This window comes from Selenomonadales bacterium, from assembly GCA_017442105.1.
In the GTDB taxonomy this organism is placed as follows: Bacteria; Bacillota; Negativicutes; order RGIG982; family RGIG982; genus RGIG982.
On the sequence record JAFSAX010000093.1, the window covers coordinates 1 to 17,837 of the forward strand.

Genomic DNA, 17,837 nt, shown 5'->3' on the forward strand with positions numbered 1-17,837 from the left:
ACCCTATACACAAAAAGAGCGCATACAGCCTTGTATACGCTCTTCTTTATATTCTGTCAGATGTCATGATGTTCTGCACCGAGCAGACCGTGATCGAGTGCATATTGTACCATTTCGGATTTGCGGCTGAAACCAAGCTTGCCGAAAATACGCGTCTTGTACGTGTCGACCGTCTTAAGGCTAAGACCAAGCTGTTCTCCCGCTTCCGACAGCGAGTATCCGCGCACCAACAATTTCAATACTTCTATCTCACGTTTACTCAGTATCATATACGGATCGGGTTTCTCGTCCGCATGCAAAAATGCATTGACCATCAGCATCGCATGCTTACTGCTCAAGTATATCTGTCCCGACATGACAGTACGGATCGCCGCCAAAAGTTCCGATGCCGTGGCACTTTTTTCAATGTAGCCCGATGCACCACTCGTCATCGCCCATTTGACGTACTGTTCTTCGCCGTGCGAAGACAACACCAGCATATGAAAATCATGGTCTTTGTCTTTCAGTTGTCTTAAGACATCAATACCGCTCATATCGGGCATCGTAATGCCAAGTATCAACAGATCAATAGATAATTCATCAACAAGTGCAAGAGCCTCGTATCCACTCCCTGCTTCACCGACGATTTCTATTCCTTCTGCTTCCAAAATGTGCTTCAGACCATCACGTACAATCGCATGGCCATCAGCTAGGACAACTCTTATCTTCTCATTCTCCAACGTTTGTCCCCCCCCAATGGTCATTCATCTTTCTCAGTTGTCTACTTGCAAACCATTACCTGTATAGCGGCAGTTGATCTTGCTGACCGACCGAGAAGAGAACATGGTATATTTTCTTCTATAATATTGTTACACTCATTCTCTTCTTTCTCTTATCGTATAATTATACCACACCTTGTATTTTATTTCCATCTATTCTTCCCATAAATCATTATTATTCTTATTTTTCATACATATACAAAAAGCCATTCCTATATCTAATTTTGCATACTCATAGGGTCTGTCCACACACCATCGTGTTGGCGACCGATATGGAGCGTCATATTTTCTTGCATCACACCGATAGCGGTACCTGCTCCGATACGTGCTCCAACAGATGCGCTGACGTCGGCGAGCGGTTCATATCTCCAAAGGTCTTTCCCGCTTTTCACTTCGACAGCGTATCCGCCCGCGACCTGTTCCACTCGATGCACTGTACCGCCCCTGACGATGCGCACTTGTTCGCCTTGCGCATATGCAATATCAACGCCGCTGTGATACCGCCAAGTACCGTTCTCTTCCTGCCAGCCGAACCCGCGAACGACACTTCTCATCGGCAGACCAATCGCATCTGTCGTTTCTGTTAAGCCTTGTGTATGTAGCTTGCTCCCCTCGGCAAGCGTTTCCGCATGCGTTGCGATTCCCTCATCATTTACCGCAAGTGCCTCTTCACGCTCCGCAAGTGTTGGAGCGTATTTTGGAGATACGTCACTATTCGATGTGACTTTTACCGACGCCTGCTCATGCTCCGCACTCACATTCACTTTCTCTTCCGGCATCTTTGTCCCCTCTGTCCACTTATTCTGCATGATAGCCGTCTTATCTGCCTCTTTTGCCGTCATCGCACAGAAGATCATCAGACAGACTGCCATGCAGACGATCGCATGATATCTCCATGTTTTCTTTTTCATAGTGACTCACCTCATGGCCAGTATGCCCAGCCATGTGATGCTATATGCGTTTTACTTTCTCGATCGGCTGAACGGCGATGCCTTGATAATAATGCATGAGGATATCACGGTACGAGTAGCCTGCCTTTGCCATACCGTTGGCACCGTATTGGCATAAACCGACGCCATGCCCGTAACCGACTGTCGTGAAGATGATACTATCTCCATCGACTCTCGCGGTGAAATTCGCCGAACGCAGAGCGAGCTTACCGCGCACATCATAGCCTGCATAATTTTGTCCGCCGATGCGCACTAAGTCGGCACGACCCGATTCTGTCCGATTGACGACGTGCACGATATCACTACCGTCTGCACTTGCCGCCATAATGGTTGCTTCTTCGCCGAGATTTGCCGCAATGTCGGTGAAAGGAACACGCTTTTCTTCACGATAACGCGGTGCATCCGAATCCCAATCGCAGCGGACGCTGACGAGATACGGAAGAGCCTTGTCCCAGACTTCCTGCGACGAGGCTGTACGTCCACCGCAACTGCTGTGATAGAGTGCGCGTATCAGCTTGCCATCATACGTCGCGACCTCTCCTGCTGTGGCTCTGACAGCACGTCGGAGTTTCTCACGATATGTGTCGTACTTGTCGCCCCACTTCTCGCGTTGTTTCGCTTCGCCGATATACGCCTGATGGACGCGATAGTCGGTGCTGACATCAGCTCCCTTGTATCCGCGTCCGCCATAGCGCACCATATGCGCCGCGGCATACGTTCTCGCCGCCACCGCCTGCGCCTTGAGCGATTCCTCCTCGAACGCGGCAGGCATCTCCGCAGCAAGCGCACCGACGAGATAGTCGTCCATCGTCATCTCCTCGATGCTGTCTTTTTCATGCAGATAAACACGAATCTTCCCGGTATCTTCTCTCATCGGTTCACGCTCCGTATCAACGATGACAAGCGGTATAACGAGCATCATGCCCACGAGCAGTACTACTGCCATCAGAATCGTACGTTTCACATCCAGTCCCCCTTCGTTCATTGTTATGCACGAAAGGGTCTGTCTATACATAAAAAAAGAACCCATCTTATAAGATAGGTTCTTTCACGTTATTCTTCGATTCTTGTAATATCTGCGCCGAGTCCGCGAAGTTTTTCGACCAGTTCATCGTAACCGCGGTCGATATGATGGAGATTGGTGATCTCCGTTTCACCGTCAGCCACAAGACCCGCGAGTACCATTGCCGCACCTGCACGAAGGTCGGTCGCTTTGACAGGACAGCCTTTGAGCTTCTCTACGCCTTCGACATACGCGCTGCTGCCTTCAATACGGATATTGGCACCCATACGATTGAGCTCATCAACGTGCATGAAGCGGTTTTCAAACACCGTTTCTTTTACCACGCCTGTCCCACGCGCGACAGCCAGCATCGCCATGAACTGCGCCTGCATATCGGTCGGGAATCCGGGATACGGAAGCGTCTTGATATCGGCCGCACGAAGATTGCCGTCAGAGTAGACGCGGATACCGTTGATATCTTCTTCTACATTGACACGCGCTTCTTTGAGTTTCGCGATCAGAGGTTTCAAATGTTCGCTGATAGCATTTTCGATATATACATCGCCGCCCGTCATTGCCGCCGCGATCATATATGTCCCTGCTTCAATGCGGTCGGGGATAATGGTATGCGTCGCTTTTCTGAGCTGCTTGACCCCATCGATCTTGATAACATTCGTACCTGCACCGCGCACTTTGGCTCCCATCACGTTGAGGAAGTTGGCAAGATCGATGATCTCCGGTTCCTGTGCAGGATTTTCAATGATCGTCTGACCTTCGGCAAGCGATGCCGCCATCATGATGTTCTCCGTTGCACCAACGCTCGGGAAATCAAGATAGATACGCGCGCCTTTGAGTCCATTCGGAGCTTTCGCTGCGATATAACCACTGCCGATGTCGATCTCGGCACCAAGTGCTTCGAAGCCCTTCAGATGAAGATCGATCGGGCGTGTACCGATCGCACAGCCGCCGGGGAGCGATATCTTCGCTTCGCCTTCGCGTGCAAGGAGCGGGCCGATCACGAGGAACGAAGCGCGCATTTTGCGAACAAGCTCATACTGCGCTTCACACGTTGTAAGCGTCGTACTGTCTACCGCCAAAATGTTGCCCGGTCGATATTCTACTTGTGCGCCGAGTTGACGAAGCACTTCCGAGATGGTGCGCACATCCTGAAGATTCGGTACTTCTTCCAAGATGCTCGTCGTACCGTTCAAAAGCGTCGCCGCTATAATTGGCAATACTGCATTTTTGGCACCGCTGATCTTCACTTTGCCAACGAGGCGATTGCCACCTTTTACGATTAGTTTGTCCATTTGTTCCTCCCACTGCCGTACAGTGCCTTCTATCGTTCGGGGATATCAATATTCCATCATCAAAAGCGGTGTACCGAGATAAACCATGGTATCTTCTCCGCTTTCTCTGAGTGCGATATTCACATTCACTTGTTCCCCACTCAATTGTACCGCGCCTGCTATCTGCGGTGCATACGCCGTACAAGTTACGTATCGCTTGCTATTCTGTATCGTGATCATCTGCGCACCGAGATGCGTCAGTATTTTTTCTATATGATCCGTTTTTTCTTTACATTTTAGTTTACCACTAATACGGCCACGCAAGCAAGTATTTCTTGCCATCTTTCCGCCAAAATTTTCTCCCGCACGCATTATCTCTTCCGCCCGCTCTGCCAGTTTTGCCTGATCGCTCTTCGCACCCGTCAACCGTACCGACAGACAGACTTCTCTCCCTTCGTTACCGCATCGATTTTCTGCAACGACGACTGCCATCATACTGTCTTGCCTTAGACAGCTTCTTCTTATCATGCGTCTTCCGCCGCGCATCTCCTCATACGATGACATGCACGCGCCATCAAGTGCAGCGATCGCATCGGCAAGTTCTTCTTGCTTCTCTTTATCACCTGCCAAATGATCGAATCGTCCCCACATGTCGATCGTAACCATATCGACCTTCGCACCGACCGATTCTACCGCGCTTATCATCGGCATCTCGACTGCTTCTGCCCTGCCGCGGTTTCCATATGTACCGCCAATGAGCGCCAGCAATATAACCGCCACTACCCATACTCTCCACATAGTTTGTCCCATCATTCGTTTCACCATATATCCCCCACTTTCATTTCCTACATATTCATGGTTGCCCGATGATAGAACTTTTAAACACAGAAAAATCCCGACTATCCGTGCAGACGAAAATCATCTGTACGTACAGTCGGGATAACTGCTTTACATCAAACCCGAACGGTCGGTTGGCATATAATATTTGATCGGCACTGCATTTTGATATGGCACAATCTCTGCCTCAGACAATGTTTGTTCAACCAATCGATCGCCAACAACCATATATTTTACGCCCCTTGTACCTTCTCTCGTTCGATGGATACGTAAAAATACATTCGGCTCATTGGTCACATAGATATTGGAGTGTCCTGTCGAAAGTGCTGTAACATAACGCGCTTGTCCTGTCGCCATATCTACCGTCAGCAGAATGTCCCGATGATCTCCCGCACATGTCCCTAAACACAAAAACATCTCGGAAATACCGTCTTGGTTAATATCATGCATTTGATATGGCAGGGCCGGCACATCTCCGTTCCACTCCCTCATACGCTCAAGATAATCGAGAATCTTATTGTACTCATCCTTCCATGTCTGAAGACCATACTGACCCTGTCTGTTCTCACTTACAAAAGATCGCACACCGCGTTTCGCACTCGCCGTGTCTTTCCCCATATAGACAAATATATTTGCAGGGTCATCCAGTTCAAAAAACGCATTTTGCAAAAAATACATCTCTGCCCAAACTTCATGCCCGTATTCATTGTGATGCGTTATATGCGGATAGTCAGCATGATAAAACTGATCGATCATCATAAACGCAGAATCATCGAAACGCTCGCTATATCCATAGCGAAACTTTCCGTCAGCGAATTCATAATACTTGAATTGCTTAAATGGCGGGGCTTCACAAGCATCTGTATCGATATCTCCCCATACACCTGCCGCAACGCGATTAAATGCAGTAAGGTCTTGTATATCACCACGATTCGCTTCCGCCGCGCTCATCGCCCCTCCAACACCTGTCAATGACATCAATAAGCATCCGATAATACCGCCGTGGCACAGATTTTGATATAATCGCTTTTTCCTCCACTTCTTGCCAAAAATCATGATATTACCCCCTCTTTTCTTCAAAATCCGTTCCGCACTACTTCTGTTATCAATTATACGGCCAGTATCATAGTGCGGTCAATTACACATCTCATTTTGCAAGACATCATCAAATGACAAAAGCGAGATAAGTCACAAGGAGCTTATCTCGCTTTTGTCATCTCACATATTTTTCTTTTACGAGGAGTCGCATTTTCGCGCGTTCCAAGGATGCCAAAGCTCTGGCTATATCAAGTCCTTCCTGCCGTTCGGCGAGGCGTTTTTCGGCACGGGCGCGAGAGTTTTCTGCACGCTCTGTGTCGATGTCCTCAGGTCGTTCTGCCGAGGTAGCAAGGATGGTGACTTTATCGGGCTGTACTTCGAGGAAACCACCGCTGACGGCGAATATTTCGTCGCCGTTTTCGGTGCGAATGGTGACGGGGTGTATTTTGAGTGCGCCGATGAGGGGCGTATGCCCTCTGAGCACTCCGATATCGCCGGCGATCGTTCTTGCAAGGACGAATGTGCTGTCAGCCGAGTAGATGATGCCTTGCGGTGCGACGATATCAACGCGGAATGTATTCGCCATACGTTATTCCCCCTTCAGCGATTTTGCCTTTTCTACTGCTTCTTCGATGGTGCCTACCATGTAGAAGGCAGCTTCGGGGAGGTCGTCGTGTTTGCCTTCGAGAATTTCTTTGAATCCGCGAATGGTGTCTTTGAGCGGTACGTATTTACCCTGCATGCCTGTGAATGCTTCGGCAACGGAGAACGGCTGACTGAGGAAACGCTGGATCTTGCGCGCTCTGTCTACGGTCAGGCGGTCTTCGTCGGAGAGTTCTTCCATACCGAGGATGGCGATGATGTCTTGGAGTTCTTTGTATCGTTGGAGGATTTCCTGTACACCGCGCGCGACAGAGTAGTGTTCTTCACCGATGATGTTCGGGTCCATGATACGAGAGGTGGAGTCGAGCGGGTCGACTGCCGGATAGATGCCGAGTTCTACAATCTTACGCGACAGAACCGTCGTTGCATCGAGATGGGCGAAGGTCGCCGCCGGTGCAGGGTCGGTAAGGTCGTCGGCAGGAACATAGACTGCCTGTACGGAGGTGATGGAGCCTTTTTTCGTCGAGGTGATGCGTTCCTGGAGCGCACCAACGTCGTTGGCGAGTGTCGGCTGATACCCTACGGCAGACGGCATACGGCCGAGGAGCGCGGATACTTCCGAGCCTGCCTGAATGAAACGGAAGATGTTGTCGATGAAGAGGAGCACGTCCTGTCCTGCGACATCACGGAAGTATTCTGCCATGGTGAGGCCTGTGAGGCCGACGCGCATTCTGGCTCCCGGCGGTTCGTTCATCTGTCCGTATACAAGGGCGGTCTTATCGATAACGCCCGATTCTTTCATTTCGTTCCAAAGGTCATTGCCTTCGCGAGTACGTTCGCCGACACCTGCAAATACAGAGTAACCGCCGTGTGCCGTGGCGATGTTATGGATGAGTTCCATGATGAGGACTGTTTTGCCTACGCCCGCACCACCGAAAAGGCCGATCTTACCGCCTTGTGCGTACGGTGCGATGAGGTCAACGACTTTGATACCTGTTTCCATGATCTCAGTCGTCGTTTCTTGTTCTTCGAATGTCGGAGCCGGTCTGTGGATCGGCCAATAGTCCGATGCTTTTACTTCGGCAGGGTCGTTGTCTACCGCTTCGCCGAGTACGTTGAATACTCTGCCGAGCGTACCGTCGCCGACAGGTACTTTGATCGGTGCGCCGGTATCACGTGCCGCCATACCGCGACGCAGACCGTCTGTGGACGACATGGCTACGGCACGGACGACATGGTCGCCCAAGTGCTGCATGACTTCGACTGTCAGCTTGATGTCGTGCTGTTCGTTTTTATCTTCTATTACGATCGCGTTGTAGATAGCAGGAAGCTCTTGTCCTTGAAACTCAATGTCAACGACAGGCCCGACTACCTGCACGATTTTTCCCATAGTCATTCGCGTAATCCCTCCTTACTTCAGTGCGTCCGCACCGCCGACGATCTCGGATATCTCGTTCGTGATCGCGGCTTGGCGTACTTGGTTATAGTAGAGTGTCAACTGCGAGATCAGTTCTTCTGCGTTGTCTGTTGCCGAACCCATTGCTGTCATGCGTGCGCCGAGCTCGCTGGCTGCCGATTGCAGGAGTGCCGCATAGACGGTCATCTCGAGATACTTCGGCAAGAGGACGGCAAGCACATCTTCGGGCGATGGCTCAAACAGGTATTCGCCTTGCGGTTTTGCTTTCGCATCACCAAGCACATCGTCGAGCGGAAGAAGCCTCACGATCGTCGGCTCGACTTTGATCGGCGAATAGAATTTGGTATATGCCAGATATATTTGATTGCACTCGCCCGTAAGGAACAGGTGCGTGATCTCTTTGGCGATCATTCGCGCATGGTCGTAGTTCGGCTTTTCACTGAATCCGATATGCGCATGAACGACGTTATATTCGCGCCGTTTGAAATAGTCTGCGCATCTGCGTCCGACTACGACGAGCGGTGTGGCTGTCGTGACCTCGGGCGTGACTGCCTTGACGAGGTTCGACATATACGCGCCTGCCAACCCTTTGTCGGCAGACAAGACGACGAACAGTTTTTTCTCATCGGTGCGTTTTTCCATCAGCGGATGTGATGCCGATGCGTTTGATGCGGCAAGGCTTGCGAGTACCGAGCGCATTTTTTCGGCATACGGTACGCTGGCACCTGCCATTTCCTGCGCACGGCGAAGTCGCGCTGTGGCGACCATCTTCATGGCCTTGGTGATCTGCTGCGTGCTGACGACGCCCTTGATGCGCCGTTTGATATCTTGTGCGCTGGGCATTCAGATCACCCCTTCGCTCTCGATTTGGTACCTGCCAGGAATATTTCTTTGAATTCGTTGGCAGCTTTTATGATAGCTTCTTCGAGCGATGCGTCGAGTTTTTTCTCGTCGGCGATCTTCTGCGCGATCTCTGCATAGTTCGCTCTCATGTAAGCAAGATATTCTTTTTCGAACGTGACGACATCGTGGAGTGCTACATCGTCAAGCACACCTTTGGTCGCTGCGTAGAGTACCAATACTTGTTCTTCGACAGGCATCGGTGCGTATTGTACTTGTTTCAAGATCTCGGTCATGCGCGCACCGCGTTCGAGCTGTGCTTTCGTCGCCGCGTCAAGGTCGGAGCCGAACTGCGCAAACGCCGCAAGCTCGCGATACTGTGCAAGATCAAGACGAAGACGGCCGACGACTTGTTTCATCGCTTTTACCTGCGCGCTGCCACCGACACGCGATACGGAAAGACCTGCGTTGATAGCAGGACGGATACCCGCGTTGAACGCTTCTGTTTCCAAGATGATCTGTCCGTCTGTAATGGAGATGACGTTCGTCGGAATATACGCCGATACGTCGCCCGCAAGCGTTTCAATGATCGGAAGTGCCGTAATGGAACCACCGCCAAGTTCATCGGAGAGTTTTGCCGCACGCTCTAAGAGGCGAGAGTGCAAGTAGAATACGTCGCCCGGGTATGCCTCACGTCCCGGCGGACGACGGAGAAGAAGCGACATGGCACGATATGCTGCCGCGTGTTTCGAAAGGTCATCGTATACGCAAAGAACGTGACCGCCTTTACGCATAAAATATTCACCGATGGCAACACCCGAGTACGGTGCAAGGTACTGGAGCGGTGCACTGTCCGATGCCGTTGCCGCAACGACGATGGTGTAGTCCATCGCACCGCGTTCTTCGAGCGATTTTACGACACGTGCAACGGTCGAGGCTTTCTGCCCGATCGCAACGTAAATGCAGATAACGTCTTTGCCCTTCTGGTTGATGATGGTATCGACTGCGATAGCCGTTTTGCCCGTACCGCGGTCGCCGATGATAAGCTCACGCTGACCGCGACCGATCGGCACGAGTGCGTCGATCGCCTTCAGACCTGTCTGAAGCGGTTCTTTTACCGACTGACGATCTGCGATGCCCGGTGCGGGATATTCGACAGGACGCGACTCTGTCGTTTCGATCGCACCTTTTCCGTCGATCGGCTGACCGAGTGCATTGACGACACGACCGATCATCGCTTCGCCAACAGGCACTTCCATGATACGACCCGTACGTCTGACAGTCGCACCTTCTTTGATGATCGTATCGCCGCCGAGGATTACGCCCCCGATATTATCCTGTTCAAGGTTCTGTACCATCCCGTAGACGCCGCCTTCGAACGCAAGGAGTTCGCCTGCCATTGCTTTTTCCAGACCATGGATACGTGCGATGCCGTCACCGACCTCGATGACCGTACCCACATCATCTACGTTCAGGTTTACTTGATAATTCTGTATCTGTTGTTTTATGATAGCCGTTATTTCTTCCGGTCTCATTTTCATAATTCATCTGTCACCCCACTTTTGCCAAAGTCGGCCTGCATCAGAGCATCTTTGAGCTCTGCGAGCTGCCGTTTCACACTGCCGTCAAGAAGCGTATCGCCCATCTGCACGACAAGACCGCCGAGAAGCGACGGATCGACTGACTGCGTAAGAACGACTTCTTTTCCGCTGCGTTTTTTGAGTGCCTGCGTAAGACGCGCCGCCTCACTCTCCGTGAGAGCCATCGCCGAACGAACGTGCGCTTCTATGATACCGCGTGCTTCATACGTCAGATCTTTATACGCTTGCGCGATATCGGCAAGCATCGTCTCACGACGTTTGTCTATGAGATATAAAAGTATCTTCTGCGTCAATTCGCCAACTTCCGCAGCGAATATCTCTTTCACGACTTCTTTTTTCGCATCACGCGGCGTGCTCGGATGATCGAGAAAGATCGCCAGATCGCGCTGACCTTCGATCGTATCGGCAACCATACAAAGATCTCTGCCGATCTCGTCTATCGCCTGCGCATCTTCTGCCAGCTCAAATATTGCCTGCGCATATTTCATCGCGATCGGATTTTTTAGCATGGCAGACCACCCGATCCATCCTTGTCGAGCTCATCGATGAATCGCTCTACAAGCGCGCTGTTCTTCTGCGCATCGAGATTTTCAGAGAGCACCTTCGATGCCGCCAGCGTCGAAAGCGATACCACTTCACGACGAAGCTCTGCAAGCGCTCTCTGTTTTTCAAGCGCGATCTCTTCTCTTGCCGATGCCAGCATACGAGCCTGTTCGCGTTTGGCTTCAGCGAGAATCGCATCACGGCTTTCTTTTGCCGTACGCTCTGCTTTGGCAACGATCGCCTGCGCTTCCGCGCGAGCCTGTGCCAACTGCGCTTTATACTCGGCTTTCATCGCTTCTGCTTCTTCGCGCTCTTTTTGCGCCGAAGCAATACTGCCTTCGATCGCGGCGCGACGTTCTTCCAGTATCTTCATCAAAGGCTTATAGGCAACCTTCGTCAAGATCGCTACCAGGATCAAAAAGTTTATTACTTGCGCGACCAATGTCGCATTGATATCTACCAATTATCGCACCTCCTGTCATCAGGCGTTACGTACGCCCACTTTGCTCCTTAGATAAACGGATTCGCATAGAGCAAAATGATCGCGATAACGACAGCGATAATAGGAACGGCCTCGATCAAACCGACCGAGATAAGCATATTCACAAGAAGCGTACCTTTCGCTTCCGGCTGACGAGCAATACCTTCCAAGAACTTGGACGTAACAAGACCATTACCGATACCCGCACCAACTGCGGCCAAACCTGCTGCAATACCTGCACCGATCAAAGCGGCTACTACCATCATTTCCATAAATAAAATCCTCCTTTATTTCCCTTCAAAAATAAATTTCTTATCAATGTTCTTCACCGATCGCTTCGCCGATATAAGACATCGACAGCATCGTGAAGATAAATGCCTGAACAGCACCAACGAATACGCTGAACGCCAGCCATACGATATTCGGAACAGGGAACCACATCGGAACAAGAAGTCCCAAGATGATGATAAGCACTTCCCCGGCCAAGATATTACCGAACAGACGGAACGAAAGCGTGATCGGCTTGGCGATCTCTTCGACTACCTTGATGACGACAAACGGAGCGAACGGCTTGAAGAAGCTCTTTAAATGTTCACCGCGCTTGTACATCAGACCCAAGCTGTGAAGCATGATAACGACCATGAGTGCCATACCGAGCGTCGTATTGAGATCCGCCGTAGGCGATTTGAACGTCGGAACAAGCCCCAACCAGTTGGCTATCAGCAAAAATAAGAACAGTGTAATGAAGAGCGGTGCCAACTTCTTGCCTCTCGGCCCCATCGTCGATTCGATCTGCCCCAAGAGAGCCGTCACGACCATCTCCAAGATAGTCTGCCAACCGTGTGGCACGATCGACAACATTCTGGTCGCCAAGACTGCTATCACGATAACGATCCCCATCGTGATCCATGTCATAATGAGCGTATCGAGATGAAACGTCAGACCCATCACTTCTATCAGATCATGACTCCCGATATGTTCTGTACCACTATGTCCCATATATTCACCACTCCTTTCTTTCTTATTTATTATTCACGCCATATATATGACGCAAGTAAGCTATCCTTTGCCTAGAGAACGCATACCGCCGAGAAAAGCCCTCGTCGTCTGCACCGCATACAGCCCGATCACACCGACCGCACACGACGCAAAGAAAATTCGTGACACCTGCGCCGCAAACACGAGTACCAGCGCGACGAACGCGAACCGCATGATAAATCCGACTCGCATAAACATCATCGCCTTCTCTACGCTCATCTCTGCCGCGCGACTAAGACGCATCGCAAGCAAAATATAATGCACCGCACCACTCGCACATCCGAGTGCAAAACCTGCCAGCCACGAAGACAATCCCACAAGATAGAATATCCCGCTCCCGACAAGCCAATAAAGCGCGACACCAATCAGCGTACCTCTTATCTCTTGTCTGAATTCTTTCATACACATCTCCTGCTACTTGAGCTTCATCACGCGGCAGTAGATACTACGCATCGCGCATCCGATACCCAAAAGCGCACCCATCACCGTACCGAACGGCTGAACTCCCAAAAAATAGTCAGCCCCCCTGCCAAGCCCGACACCGACTGCGATAAAAGCGGCCGCCTCTATCCCCAGTCCCGTCGCGATCGACAAAGCCTGCATCAGTGAGCGATCATTTTGTTTCATCATCAACCACTCCCATCACCTGCATTCTGCTTCGTCTACGGTTACATTTCTTAGTATGCCATTCTTTTCTGTTCTTGTACCAAAAAGAATGACTAAAATATTTTTAGACTATTTTTTAATTTCTAACAAAAACGAAGGATTCCTTGTGAAAATCGATTTTTTTCTCTATTTTTATCAAAACAAACCACGTTTTCACAAACGTCTGCGTCCCTCTCTTGATAAATGATTTACCAACTTTATGCATAAGTTTCCCTTATGATATCATACATCATGTTTATTTTCAATCTATTTTTATCGTGTATACAATGTATACCTAATTATATATTGTATACATAACACAGTATACAATATATCCAATTCATTTTATCATATTTCATTCGTTTATGCAAACGATTCCTGTTCGTTATCGGTCATTTTTTCTTTACTATTATATTACCGCACATAGTCCATTTTGGCAAATATTTCATTCTTATTTACTTTTTGATATCAAAAAAGACCTTCTTTCAAAGAAGGTCTTTCATTTTTCTTATTCGAATCGTGCAGGGCGCGGACGCGAGTTATCTTTATCCCACAAGATCGCCTGTACGATACGTTCGGAAGCAAGACCGTCGCCGTACGGGTTGCACGCTTCGGCCATCGCGAGGTAGGCTTCACGGTCGGAGAGGAGCAGATGTGCTTCGCTGTAGACACGCTCTTTGTCTGTGCCGATAAGTTTGACAGTACCTGCGGCGATGGCTTCGGGACGCTCTGTCGTATCTCTGAGGACGAGGACAGGTTTACCGAGTGCAGGTGCTTCTTCTTGAATACCGCCCGAGTCGGTAAGTACGAGATACGAGCGTGCCAAGAGGTTGGCGAACGGTTCATAGTCTAGCGGATCGATGAGGTGGACACGCTCGGTGCCGCCGAGTTCTTCGGCAACGACTTCGCGCACGAGCGGATTCTTGTGCATCGGGAATACGATCTCTACGTCAGAGAAATCTTTGACAAGACGCGCAAGTGCCTGATATACGTGGCGCATCGGTTCGCCGAGATTTTCGCGGCGATGCGTCGTAACGAGGATGACCTTTCGTCCTTCGTAGTCGATGTTTTGGAGAACGGGATGATCGAACGTATAGTCTTTGTTGACTGTTTTGAGAAGCGCATCGATAACAGTGTTGCCCGTAACGAATACGTTCATACCTGTGATATTTTCCTCAGCAAGGTTCGCTTCTGCCGTAGAAGTCGGCGCGAAATGAAGGTCTGCAATAGCACCCGTGAGCTTACGATTCATCTCTTCGGGATACGGAGAATACTTGTTATGCGTGCGAAGACCTGCTTCAACGTGACCGACCTTGACCTGATGATAGAAGGCGGCAAGTGCGCCGGCAAACGTCGTCGTCGTGTCGCCGTGTACCAAAATAATGTCGGGTTTTGCTTCGGCAAGAACTTGATTAAGACCGTTCATTGCTTTCGATGTGATATCAAAGAGAGTCTGTCCTTTCGCCATAATATCGAGATCATAGTCCGGTACGATACCGAAAAGACCGAGTACCTGATCGAGCATCTCACGATGCTGTGCCGTGACGGCTACGATCGTTTCTATCTCTTCTGCATGTTTTTTGAGCTCGAGTACAACAGGAGCCATTTTGATCGCTTCGGGACGTGTGCCGAAGACTGCCATGACTTTTAACTTCGCCATTTGTTTACCCCTTTCTGTCCTACAACCATATCATCCTATGTAATAACAAAAGCAGACACCGCGCATGGTGCCTGCTTCTCTTTTTAGCCTTCTGCCGATTGTCTGCGGTCGGTTTTGAGTACGCCAATCTTTCTCGCACCGAATACCGCCAAGATAAGCAGAGCCACTACGATACCACAGCCGACCAATACGCTGACTTCCGTCAACAAAAATGCGCTGATACCAAGACAACAGCTAATGCCGTACATCAACCATACGGCTTGTTTCTGCGACAAGCCCATCGCCAGTAAACGATGGTGCAGATGCCCTTTGTCGGGCTTGAAGATCGGTTCGCCGCTCAACTTGCGTCGCACGATCGCAAACGCTGTGTCGAGGATCGGAAGACCGAGTGCCACGATGGGCACGATAAGCGCGATCGTTGCCGCACTCTTGACAGCCCCGATGATGGATACTGCCGCCAGAACGTATCCGAGGAACATGCTCCCCGTATCACCCATGAATACTCTGGCAGGATTCATGTTATAACGAAGGAATCCGATCGCACTGCCCGCAAGCGATATCAAGAGCATCGCCACGACCATGTTTCCCATATCTGCCGCGATAAAGAATATCGACAGCGCTGCGATCGTCGAAACACCTGCCGCCAACCCATCAAGACCGTCGATGAGATTGACCGTGTTCGTAAGTCCCACGATCCAGAATATCGTGATGGGAATCGCAAGCCATTCAAAATAGATAAGCTCACCGCTGAACGGATTCATCACCCAATCAATACGAATATCAAAAAATAACAGCGTCGCCGCCGCTACGATCTGACCGACCAGCTTGACCTTCGCCGCCAGCTGATACAGATCGTCCAAAATACCGACTGCCACGATCACAGTACTACCTATTAAAAGCCCCATTACTTGCTGGCTGAAAGGCGCCGTCGCCAAGACTGCCGCCACAAAAGCCACGTAGATCGCAAGACCGCCCATACGAGGTATCGGCTCACGATGTACCTTGCGTGCATCGGGTGCATCCATCGCACCCACTCTGATCGCCAGTTTGATCGCCATCGGTGTCAGAATATACGAAGCAAGCAAAGCAATGAGGAAAGCTGCCACATACGGCTGCATCGCATACACCTCACTTCTATGCAATATATCAATTTTACAGCAGGCATACTGCTATGTCAATTAAAATACAGGTTCAATATCACTCTTTTTCCCAATCGTCTGCGCCACGCTTCCCGGCGACCAATACCCCTTCTGCGCCAACTTATCGACATGGCTTTTTAAGCATCTGCGAAGATCGATACGATATCGCTTCGACAAAATATAAAACATCGTAAAACAACATTGTGCAATATCGAGAAGCTCCTCGCCGCAGCCTTCCATCGCCTCCTGCTCGCCGATTCTCTCACGCTCGCCCGATGCACCGCGTTTCTTGCCGACGAACTGCGTCAGCTCGCCGACCTCCTCTTGGATCTTGCAGACAGTCTTCAACAGCGTCACATTCGCGATACCGAGATGCGGAAGCGCAAGCTGTTTGAACCCCGCATTATCAACGATGCGATAATTCTGCTGACGGTCAAACAGATAACCCTTCTTCTCGAGCTTATTCAAGTGACGTACCATCCATTCATCAATAGAGAACGAATACTTCTCCTCCAGCACGAACAGCATCGTCACACACGTCTGCGCAACGTCCAAAAGCTCCTGCACCACATCCGACAATAGCTCTCTCGCCTCGGGATTGTGATGGATACGAAACGCAGACTCCTTCTCGTACGGCAAGAACAAAAGAACACTGCGCGCCAATTCGCCACTCTCCTCCACGATCTTAAGGATCGTAGAATCCATCGACGGAGACAGACAATTCAGTTTTGGCAAATAGACATATTCCAGCATCTTCTGCTCCTTTTCTTACACAATACTTCATTCAAATTGTATCACACATCGCCTCGTTATTCAATTATTGAAAACTGTTTTCACCCCTATCTCACAGGAAAAACCTCCCTCTCACACGCCGCGAAATCATGACCGCCCGCACAATTCGCGTATAAAACGCACCTAAACGACCCAAACTAGCTGTAAAGACGACTTTACTCTATAATTTTTTAAAATTTACTTTTCACGTATATTTAGTAGGGTTGACAAAATATACATCTTGGGTTATGATAATAGTGAAAATAAACTTTGCTTGATGAAAGATATATAAAGGAGAGATTTATCATGGCATGTAACGTATCTCAGCAGCAAGAAGTCATTGAACAGGAAATGAAAGCTGCTCTCGGTAAAATCAAACATAAATTGCTCATCATGAGTGGTAAAGGCGGCGTAGGCAAAAGCACAGTTGCAACGAACCTCGCTGTATACCTCAGCGACCAAGGCTACAAAGTAGGCTTGATGGACGTTGATATCCACGGTCCGAGCGTATCGGGTCTTCTCGGTCTTACCAATATGAAGCTTTTCGCTGTTGAAGGCGGCAAAATTCAGCCGTTCCAATACAACGAAAACCTCAAAGTCGTATCGGTACAGGGCTTCCTTGATCAGCCGGACACGCCGATCATCTGGCGCGGTGCTGTTAAAATGGGTCTTATCGGCGAATTCCTCTCGGGCGTAGAATGGGGCGACCTTGATTTCCTCGTGATCGACTGCCCGCCGGGTACAGGCGATGAACCGCTTACGGTCGTACAGAAGATCGAGGACTGCAAAGCAGTTATCGTAACGACGCCGCAGGAGATCGCTCTCGCAGACGTTCGCAAATCGATCAACTTCTGTGCCAAAGCAGAAACAGAGATCGCAGGCCTTGTAGAAAACATGAGCGGTTTCGTATGCCCTGACTGCGGCTCCGTTCACAACATCTTCAAAAGCGGCGGCGGCATCATCACAGCGGCACAGTACGCTATCCCGTTCCTCGGCAGCCTTCCGATCGACCCGCAGGTCGTAGCAAACGGCGACGAAGGCAGAACGATGCTCACCCTCTCCTCGCAGACGAAAGAACGCATGGGCGAGATCGTGAAGAACCTCCTCGATCAGGTAAATAAATAAGAGGACGGCAAATATTGCAAAAAAGAAAGGCTTACTCCACAAGGGGTGAGCCTTTTTTGTGTTTTTATCTAAGATTATTTTCCTTGCGTATCAAAATCG

20 protein-coding genes are annotated in these 17,837 nt (G+C 50.0%); 1 reads left to right on the plus strand and 19 read right to left on the minus strand.

The window, feature by feature from the left end; all coding sequences use genetic code 11:
• Nucleotides 1–56: 56 nt before the first annotated feature.
• The 19 genes from IJN28_03540 to IJN28_03630 all read right to left on the minus strand — a co-directional run bounded on the left by IJN28_03540 (nt 57) and on the right by IJN28_03630 (nt 16,595).
• Nucleotides 57–743: a response regulator transcription factor gene (locus tag IJN28_03540; protein MBQ6712848.1), complete on the minus strand. Its 687-nt coding sequence runs from the start codon at nt 741–743 to the stop codon at nt 57–59.
• 233 nt (nt 744–976) lie between these two features.
• Complete coding sequence (locus IJN28_03545) at nt 977–1,669, minus strand: M23 family metallopeptidase (GenBank protein MBQ6712849.1); 693 nt, start codon at nt 1,667–1,669, stop codon at nt 977–979.
• Between the two features lie 40 nt (nt 1,670–1,709).
• A complete protein-coding gene (gene spoIID, locus IJN28_03550) occupies nt 1,710–2,672 on the minus strand; it encodes a stage II sporulation protein D (protein MBQ6712850.1) in 963 nt (320 codons plus the stop codon).
• Nucleotides 2,673–2,761: 89 nt separating this feature from the next.
• Complete coding sequence (gene murA / locus IJN28_03555; protein MBQ6712851.1) at nt 2,762–4,021, minus strand: UDP-N-acetylglucosamine 1-carboxyvinyltransferase; 1,260 nt, start codon at nt 4,019–4,021, stop codon at nt 2,762–2,764.
• Nucleotides 4,022–4,066: 45 nt separating this feature from the next.
• Nucleotides 4,067–4,780, minus strand: coding sequence for a YwmB family TATA-box binding protein (locus tag IJN28_03560; protein MBQ6712852.1), 714 nt, complete (start codon nt 4,778–4,780; stop codon nt 4,067–4,069).
• A 168-nt stretch (nt 4,781–4,948) separates the two neighbouring features.
• The gene (locus tag IJN28_03565) at nt 4,949–5,893 is read right to left on the minus strand and encodes a hypothetical protein (GenBank protein ID MBQ6712853.1); all 945 of its coding nucleotides are present in this window, start codon (nt 5,891–5,893) and stop codon (nt 4,949–4,951) included.
• A gap of 157 nt (nt 5,894–6,050) precedes the next feature.
• Nucleotides 6,051–6,461: a F0F1 ATP synthase subunit epsilon gene (locus tag IJN28_03570; protein MBQ6712854.1), complete on the minus strand. Its 411-nt coding sequence runs from the start codon at nt 6,459–6,461 to the stop codon at nt 6,051–6,053.
• Nucleotides 6,462–6,464: 3 nt separating this feature from the next.
• Nucleotides 6,465–7,874, minus strand: a complete 1,410-nt coding sequence (atpD, locus tag IJN28_03575; protein MBQ6712855.1) for a F0F1 ATP synthase subunit beta — start codon at nt 7,872–7,874, stop codon at nt 6,465–6,467.
• A 15-nt stretch (nt 7,875–7,889) separates the two neighbouring features.
• A complete protein-coding gene (gene atpG, locus IJN28_03580) occupies nt 7,890–8,738 on the minus strand; it encodes an ATP synthase F1 subunit gamma (protein ID MBQ6712856.1) in 849 nt (282 codons plus the stop codon).
• A gap of 5 nt (nt 8,739–8,743) precedes the next feature.
• Nucleotides 8,744–10,276, minus strand: coding sequence for a F0F1 ATP synthase subunit alpha (locus IJN28_03585; GenBank protein MBQ6712857.1), 1,533 nt, complete (start codon nt 10,274–10,276; stop codon nt 8,744–8,746).
• A complete protein-coding gene (locus tag IJN28_03590; protein MBQ6712858.1) occupies nt 10,273–10,845 on the minus strand; it encodes a F0F1 ATP synthase subunit delta in 573 nt (190 codons plus the stop codon). Before IJN28_03590 ends, IJN28_03585 begins: the two co-directional genes overlap by 4 nt.
• A complete protein-coding gene (gene atpF, locus IJN28_03595) occupies nt 10,839–11,342 on the minus strand; it encodes a F0F1 ATP synthase subunit B (protein MBQ6712859.1) in 504 nt (167 codons plus the stop codon). Before atpF ends, IJN28_03590 begins: the two co-directional genes overlap by 7 nt.
• Nucleotides 11,343–11,389: 47 nt before the next feature.
• Nucleotides 11,390–11,632 (minus strand): F0F1 ATP synthase subunit C, encoded by a 243-nt coding sequence (atpE, locus tag IJN28_03600; protein MBQ6712860.1) that lies wholly within the window; start codon nt 11,630–11,632, stop codon nt 11,390–11,392.
• A gap of 43 nt (nt 11,633–11,675) precedes the next feature.
• Nucleotides 11,676–12,359 (minus strand): F0F1 ATP synthase subunit A, encoded by a 684-nt coding sequence (gene atpB, locus IJN28_03605; protein ID MBQ6712861.1) that lies wholly within the window; start codon nt 12,357–12,359, stop codon nt 11,676–11,678.
• 60 nt (nt 12,360–12,419) lie between these two features.
• Nucleotides 12,420–12,800, minus strand: coding sequence for a hypothetical protein (locus IJN28_03610; GenBank protein MBQ6712862.1), 381 nt, complete (start codon nt 12,798–12,800; stop codon nt 12,420–12,422).
• 12 nt (nt 12,801–12,812) lie between these two features.
• The gene (locus tag IJN28_03615; GenBank protein MBQ6712863.1) at nt 12,813–13,028 is read right to left on the minus strand and encodes an AtpZ/AtpI family protein; all 216 of its coding nucleotides are present in this window, start codon (nt 13,026–13,028) and stop codon (nt 12,813–12,815) included.
• A gap of 523 nt (nt 13,029–13,551) precedes the next feature.
• Nucleotides 13,552–14,703, minus strand: coding sequence for a UDP-N-acetylglucosamine 2-epimerase (non-hydrolyzing) (gene wecB, locus IJN28_03620; GenBank protein ID MBQ6712864.1), 1,152 nt, complete (start codon nt 14,701–14,703; stop codon nt 13,552–13,554).
• Between the two features lie 83 nt (nt 14,704–14,786).
• Nucleotides 14,787–15,821, minus strand: coding sequence for an undecaprenyl/decaprenyl-phosphate alpha-N-acetylglucosaminyl 1-phosphate transferase (locus IJN28_03625; protein MBQ6712865.1), 1,035 nt, complete (start codon nt 15,819–15,821; stop codon nt 14,787–14,789).
• Nucleotides 15,822–15,881: 60 nt separating this feature from the next.
• The gene (locus tag IJN28_03630; protein MBQ6712866.1) at nt 15,882–16,595 is read right to left on the minus strand and encodes a nucleotide pyrophosphohydrolase; all 714 of its coding nucleotides are present in this window, start codon (nt 16,593–16,595) and stop codon (nt 15,882–15,884) included.
• Between the two features lie 324 nt (nt 16,596–16,919).
• Here IJN28_03630 and IJN28_03635 point away from each other — a divergent pair, with 324 nt between their 5' ends.
• Nucleotides 16,920–17,738: an Mrp/NBP35 family ATP-binding protein gene (locus IJN28_03635; protein ID MBQ6712867.1), complete on the plus strand. Its 819-nt coding sequence runs from the start codon at nt 16,920–16,922 to the stop codon at nt 17,736–17,738.
• Nucleotides 17,739–17,837: the final 99 nt, after the last annotated feature.